The sequence below is a fragment of the Sporomusa acidovorans genome (assembly GCF_900101845.1).
In the GTDB taxonomy this organism is placed as follows: Bacteria; Bacillota; Negativicutes; order Sporomusales; family Sporomusaceae; genus Sporomusa; species Sporomusa acidovorans.
The window spans coordinates 69871-76177 of the sequence record NZ_FNAM01000029.1; the positions used below are offsets into that span (position 1 = coordinate 69871).

Genomic DNA, 6307 nt, shown 5'->3' on the forward strand with positions numbered 1-6307 from the left:
TTTGTCGATATTTGTATTATGATTATATTGAAATGGTTTTGTACGAACAGGAGAGGATTCTATGGATATTCGGAGTCTACGGTCCTTCATAATGGTTGCCCAGTGTCTGAGTTTCACCGAAGCCGCCAAACGAATCTACATAGGACAGTCGGCACTAAGTAAACAGATTGCTGAACTGGAAGAAGAATTAGGAGTCGAATTGTTTATTCGCCATCACCGTTCTCTTGAATTGACGGCGGCGGGTAAAACTTTGCAACGCGAAGGCAACAGCCTTATCGAGAAGGTGGGCGAAGTCATTGAAAAAACCCGGCAGGCGCAACGCGGGATACGCGGTAATCTAAAAGTCGGGTGTTTCGGAATTGAGAATGCTTTTTTGCCGCAAGCCTTAAAACGCTTTAGAGCACTCTATCCGCAAATCAGTATTGATATTCGCGTACTAACTCTCAAGATGATCGAGGAAGCCCTTGAACAGGAAGAATTAGATCTCGGGTTTTGCGTTATGCTCGGAAACGACTTGAAATCCTCCCGCTTCATGCAGCGTTTGACTCACCGGAGCCCCCTCTGTTTTCTCTTGCCTAACGATCACCCGTACGCTGCCGAACCTTCCATTGATATTTCACTGTTAGCGCAAGACCCCTTTATTTTACTTTATGAAACGGAAAGCAGGCAGGGATTTGACTGGTTCATCGATTTTTGCGGAAAACGGGGATTCACACCCGATATACCAAATAAAACAACCAGAATGGAAAGTGTTTACTGGCTCGTAGAGGCCGGCTTGGGAATTTCTTTCATGGCAAAAGATCCGGCACTCATACGTACTGTCCCTTCCAGCATTTCTATCGTGGACATGCAAGGTGAAGATGCTTATAACAATATCATGGCAACCTGGAAAAAAGATCACCGCAATCCCGCTATCTCACTATTTTTAAAAGTGCTCGATAATGTAGAAATCGGCATGCAAAATGAGTATAAAAAGAGGGTCTAAAAAGCTAGTTGCTAGCTTCTTAGATCCTCTAATTTTGTAAAAAAAGCATTGCCGCTTGTGATTCATTACAATCACCGCAGATATCATTCAGCCTAATTTCTTTTCCTGGTTCCACTACTAAAAATTCTTCATCCCATTCGCCGCGCAACAGTTTTAAAAACAAACGCAGCGAACCCGGTACCACCTCATGGCACATATGGAGATGCTCAGCAAATTTTTGGATCTTCGGCAAGATACGTTCCACTGGATAAGCGCCTGTATCAATCAGCATAAAACGTTTATAATGCCCTAACATAATTTTCATTATTTTGGCTGTTCTTGCCTGGCCATAGCGTTCCACACAACGTTCATATTCTTTTATCAAGTTATTTTCGAAATTCAGCCAACCCTGGGTCAAAAAATAGGTTCCCATTTTTTTGGATATCTCTTTTCTGACCGCACAAGAACCTAACAGCAGCGGAATGCAGTCATCTACCTTAGGAAGCACGAGTTTAGCGTTAGCAGATTTAATACCAAGCAGGCTGTTGCCGCAATAGCCGAATAACAACAGGATCACTTCAACATTATCAAGCCGATTGATTTCCTCCTGTATTCTCTTATGCAATAATTCCGGTGTATTGTGCAACCCGGATTCAATATAAATGACGGGAAAGTTTACCCCCGTTTCCTTTACTGCCAGGGCAAGCTCATCCCTTAGTGTCTGACATGCCACTATTACAGTTCCCATTTACTCACTTTCCTTACGAGGATTGAACAATTCTCTTATTCGTCACTAAAATATTCCGGCATAACTCATTCACTTTTGTGCAATCAGTCGCCCAGTAGTCAGCTCCCGTATAATTTCTCACACTTTCATTGACAAGCCCGCCAATAATTACGGTAGTCCGGGAACGAAGCCCGGCTTCTTTTAATAGTGCAATTGTATTTTTCATCGAATCAAATGATTCGGTTATCAGTCCGGTTAAACAGACCACTCGGCTGTTATAGTGCTGAACGGCCTCCACAAATTTGTAGCCGGGGACATCAACTCCCAAATCACAAATATCAAAACCGTTATACCGCATAATTCCTGTTGTTATGTTTTTGCCAATATCGTGAATATCATCTTCCACCGTACCAAAAACAACAGTCGGATATGAGGCTATCGTAGTTTCTGCCCTGTCCTGATTGACCAGCGTTAAAACATCTTTAAAAATTTCGGAAGCCATAATCAAGTCTGATAAAAAATACTCACCTTTACTGTAAAGTTCACCGACCCGGTCTGTTCCTATCCGGATTTCCTCTAAAAGAACATAGGGATTAATTCCCATCTTAAGACCTTGTTTCACTAGGTTCATCACCATGGTTTCATCCAGCCTAGCCATAGCAGCCACCAGCATTTTTTGGATTTTTAGCATAATCTCACAACCTTCCTGAAAGTGGGTATGAGGTAGCCGTTAATTCAAATCGGTCTTTGTGACAAACCATAATGGATACTCCCAGCGGCTTGTCCTCCCGGGAATAAATAACCTGCTTTACCACCAGCGCCGGTAATAATTCATTCGCCTCTAACAACTTAGCTTGTTCAGACGATAAAGAAGCTACAGATATAATCATATCATTACGGACAGGTACACTATCCTGGTGCTTGGCAACCAATTCGGGAAAATCCGCATATTCCAGTTGTGTTTCCAACAACGGTTTTCCTTTTTGGTAGCGTAAAAATTTCTCTTCGATTGCTACCGGCAGCTGTCCCCTGAGCATCAAACGCTTTACGACAATTATGTTCGTTTCCCCGATGAAACCCAGCTCATTGGTCAATTTCTGGTTATTACGGATTAAATTCACATGCAAGAGCTTATAACGCAGCGGGTCTGCGGATGCGCCGCTATTTTTCAAATCAATAACCAACTGATTCAGACGCGGGCGGGTCACAAAACTGCCTTTGCCCTTGACTGTTTCAATTAAACCGGCCTCAGCGAGCAAAGCAATGCCTTGCCTTACCGTCATACGGCTTATCGCATACTGCTCTCCCAGTTGCGCTTCCGTGGGAAGCAAATCGCCGTCTTTTAAGACGCCGGATTCAATCTGATGCTTTATATCCTCAGCCAATCTGTAATAAACAGGTATTAGATTCTCCCGTCTTTTCATAATGTTAGCCATCCTTCGTGCATAATAGATATTTCAGACTTACGAGTCTATACATCTATATCAACTTTATAATAACGAAAATTCATAATCATGTCAATTTTTTATTTAGCTTTAAGAAAATGTGAATTATTTCATTTTGTTTATTGACAAAAGTTTACTTTTCTCGGTAAAATATGACTATCATATCTATACATCTATATATTATCAGATAATTCAGAGATATGATCATGAAAATTACACCAAATCTTTAATTACGAAAGGAGGTGAACAGCATGGAACATGAAATTGGCAGTCACCATTTGGCCCACTTTGCCGGTTTGACATTTAATATGGACACTTTACAAATGACCTGGATCAGCATGGCAATTGTCATTATCCTGGCGGTATTGGCTACCAGAAACTTGCAGTTAATACCCGGCCGCTGGCAAAACTTTCTAGAGATGATTATTACTGCTTTGCTGGATCAGATTGACGGCACAATGGGACCTAAAGGCAGAAAAATGGCACCCTTGATTATCACTCTGTTTCTATTTTTAGTGGTATCAAACGAAATGGGATTAATCCCGGGCTTAACTTCACCCACAAATGATATCAACACAACATTGGGATTAGCGTTGATGGTACTTGTTTTGGTCCACGTATTGGGAATGATCAATATTGGGCCAATCAAGTACCTAAAACATTTTTTCGAGCCGTACAAGGTGTTTGTGATTATTAACGTCATTGAGGAACTGGCCAAACCGATTACATTGTCTTTCCGGTTATTCGGCAATATTTTGGCCGGCGAAGTACTGCTCCTCATTCTAGGGATGCTGGTACCTTATGTTATTCCAACTGCCTGGCTCGCATTTAGCGTGTTTGTCGGAGTTGTACAGGCTTTTATTTTCACCATGCTTTCCATGTCGTATCTGGCCAACTCGATTGGCAAAGACCATTAATTCTGCTGGATTTACCATTGCATTTGACAGTATTGCAACAACATTTGAATAAGGGAGAGAATGAATTATGACGATGGAACAGGCACTTATTACGGGAGGTTCAATCATTGGCGCCGCCTTCGCTGTTGGTCTGGCTTCGATTGGAGCCGGAGTCGGCGACGGTACAGTAACAGGTAAATTTGTCGAAGGTATTTCCAAAAAGCCTGAGTCTAAAAGTGCGATGATGATCAATATGCTCATCTCAGTCGGCTTAATTGAGTCAGTGCCTATTATTGCGGTTGTAATTGCGTTAGTATTTATCTTCGCCAACCCATTCATTAAATAAAGTAACATACTGTAATTGAGCGTGTAAGGGCCATTTGCAGGAACCGTCCTGCCAGTGACCTTTACCCGCCAATAGGTAGGAGGTACTCTATTGGTTGACTTAAACGGCACCCTAATAGCTCAAATTATTAATTTTTTGATTCTGACTGCCATTTTAGCAGTCGTAGCTTATAAACCCTTATTGCAAATTCTTGCCGACCGCCAAGCTAATATAGCCGAAAAGTTAGCAGCCTCCGAGCACGAAAAAATACAGGCTGAACAATATAAGCAAGAATATGAGGCACAACTGGCTTTAGCTCACACGCAGGCGCAGGCAATCGTTGAGGAAGCAACGAAACTTGCCGAACAAACAAAAGATCAAATCTTAACAGAAACCCGTACGGCGAATGCGCAAATGTTGCAGGCAGCCCTTGATGAAATTGCCCGCGAGCGTACTGTCGCTATGGCTCAGCTTAAAAATGAAGTAGCCAACCTGTCAATCGTTACTGCTGCAAAAATAGTCGGTCATGAACTGGACCCGAAACTCAATGCTCAAATGGTAACAAAAATAATTGACAAGCTAGATGAAAAAAAAACAGGTAATCTGCCATGCTAGCAAATCAGCTTACATTCAAATATGCCCAGGCAATTTATGAACTTGCCGCTGAATCTTCAAACCTGAATGAAGTGGAACAGCAACTCAAATTAGTAGAAAGTACATTTTCCGGACATACCGATTTGGCTTCTTTTATGTATCATCCCCTGCTGCCAGTTCCCGCCAAAAAGGAAATTATGAATCAGGTGTTTGCCGGGGAATTGAATAAAACCGTCCGAATTTTTTTGCTGTTGTTAATAGATAAACACAGAGAATCTGCGCTGCCGGCAATTATCCGCACTTACATAGATCTGGCCAACGAAGCCAGAAATATGGTAGTCGCCAATGTTTATACCGCCGAAAAACTTACCCGGGAACAGCTTGATTCTCTAACAGTTAAACTCAGCAAGGTTACCGGCAAAAACATTCTGCTCAAGCCAACAATAGATCGGGAACTGCTCGGCGGGGTTGTTGTTAAAATCGGCGATAAACTGATTGACGGCAGCGTAGCGAACCAGCTAAAAAAACTCAAGACAGCGCTTGCAGCAAATCAAGCTGCGATTGGATTATGATTGGGGTGACAAACAAGGTATGAAAATGAGGCCAGAAGAAATAACAGCCATTATCAAACAGCAAATAGAACACTACCAGGTGGACTTAAGCGTAGATGATGTTGGCACTGTTATCGAAGTAGGCGATGGAATCGCCCGGATTCACGGCCTGGAAAAGGCAATGGCCGGCGAATTATTAGAATTTCCGCACGAAGTATACGGCATGGTCCTAAACCTGGAAGAAGACAATGTCGGTGCCGTACTGTTGGGCGGTGAAATTGAAATCAAAGAAGGCGACACAGTACGCCGGACCGGACGCATCATGCAGGTACCGGTAGGAGAAGCCATGGTAGGCCGGGTCGTCAACGCCATCGGCCAGCCGATCGATGGCAAAGGGCCCATCAATACCAGTGAATTCCGGCCGGTCGAATACCGCGCGCCCGGCATTGCCGACAGGCAGTCCGTAAAAGAACCCTTGCAAACAGGAATAAAAGCCATTGACTCCATGGTACCCATCGGCCGCGGCCAGCGCGAACTCATCATCGGCGACCGCGGCACCGGCAAAACCGCCATCGCGGTTGATACCATCATCAACCAAAAAGGCCAGGGAGTTACTTGCATTTACGTGGCCATCGGCCAAAAAGCATCGACCGTGGCCCGGGTAGTCAAAACCCTGGAAGACGCCGGTGCCCTCGAATACACCATTATCGTAGCGGCAACAGCCTCCGACAGTGCGCCGCTGCAATATCTGGCACCCTATGCCGGCGTGGCCATGGGCGAATACTTTATGTACAAAGGCGGCGCC

The 6307-nt window shown here is 43.8% G+C and carries 9 protein-coding genes; 6 read left to right on the forward strand and 3 right to left on the reverse strand.

Annotation, left to right across the window (positions count from 1 at the left end; translation table 11 throughout):
- Positions 1 to 61 precede the first annotated feature (61 nt).
- Positions 62 to 985: a LysR family transcriptional regulator gene (locus BLR65_RS18465; protein WP_093795654.1), complete on the forward strand. Its 924-nt coding sequence runs from the start codon at positions 62 to 64 to the stop codon at positions 983 to 985.
- Between the two features lie 28 nt (positions 986 to 1013).
- Here the strand turns inward: BLR65_RS18465 and BLR65_RS18470 are convergent, their stop codons facing one another.
- Genes BLR65_RS18470 through BLR65_RS18480 form a run of 3 tightly spaced genes read right to left on the reverse strand, consistent with a single transcriptional unit; the run spans position 1014 to position 3115 of the window.
- Positions 1014 to 1712, reverse strand: a complete 699-nt coding sequence (locus tag BLR65_RS18470) for a DUF1638 domain-containing protein (RefSeq protein ID WP_093795655.1) — start codon at positions 1710 to 1712, stop codon at positions 1014 to 1016.
- 13 nt (positions 1713 to 1725) lie between these two features.
- A complete protein-coding gene (locus tag BLR65_RS18475; RefSeq protein WP_093795656.1) occupies positions 1726 to 2382 on the reverse strand; it encodes a cobalamin B12-binding domain-containing protein in 657 nt (218 codons plus the stop codon).
- Between the two features lie 4 nt (positions 2383 to 2386).
- Positions 2387 to 3115, reverse strand: coding sequence for a GntR family transcriptional regulator (locus tag BLR65_RS18480; protein ID WP_169716975.1), 729 nt, complete (start codon positions 3113 to 3115; stop codon positions 2387 to 2389).
- A gap of 272 nt (positions 3116 to 3387) precedes the next feature.
- Here BLR65_RS18480 and atpB point away from each other — a divergent pair, with 272 nt between their 5' ends.
- The 5 genes from atpB to BLR65_RS18505 all read left to right on the forward strand — a co-directional run.
- Positions 3388 to 4053, forward strand: a complete 666-nt coding sequence (gene atpB, locus BLR65_RS18485; RefSeq protein ID WP_093795658.1) for a F0F1 ATP synthase subunit A — start codon at positions 3388 to 3390, stop codon at positions 4051 to 4053.
- Between the two features lie 73 nt (positions 4054 to 4126).
- Complete coding sequence (gene atpE, locus BLR65_RS18490) at positions 4127 to 4378, forward strand: F0F1 ATP synthase subunit C (protein ID WP_093795664.1); 252 nt, start codon at positions 4127 to 4129, stop codon at positions 4376 to 4378.
- Positions 4379 to 4468: 90 nt separating this feature from the next.
- Positions 4469 to 4972 carry a F0F1 ATP synthase subunit B gene (gene atpF, locus BLR65_RS18495; RefSeq protein ID WP_093795659.1) on the forward strand — a complete coding sequence of 168 codons (504 nt, stop codon included), beginning with the start codon at positions 4469 to 4471 and terminating at the stop codon, positions 4970 to 4972.
- The gene (locus BLR65_RS18500) at positions 4966 to 5523 is read left to right on the forward strand and encodes a F0F1 ATP synthase subunit delta (RefSeq protein WP_093795660.1); all 558 of its coding nucleotides are present in this window, start codon (positions 4966 to 4968) and stop codon (positions 5521 to 5523) included. The genes atpF and BLR65_RS18500 overlap by 7 nt, the downstream gene beginning before the upstream one ends.
- A gap of 19 nt (positions 5524 to 5542) precedes the next feature.
- Positions 5543 to 6307, forward strand: a 765-nt coding sequence (locus BLR65_RS18505; protein ID WP_281241552.1) for an HAS-barrel domain-containing protein, incomplete at its 3' end; no start/stop codon positions are given.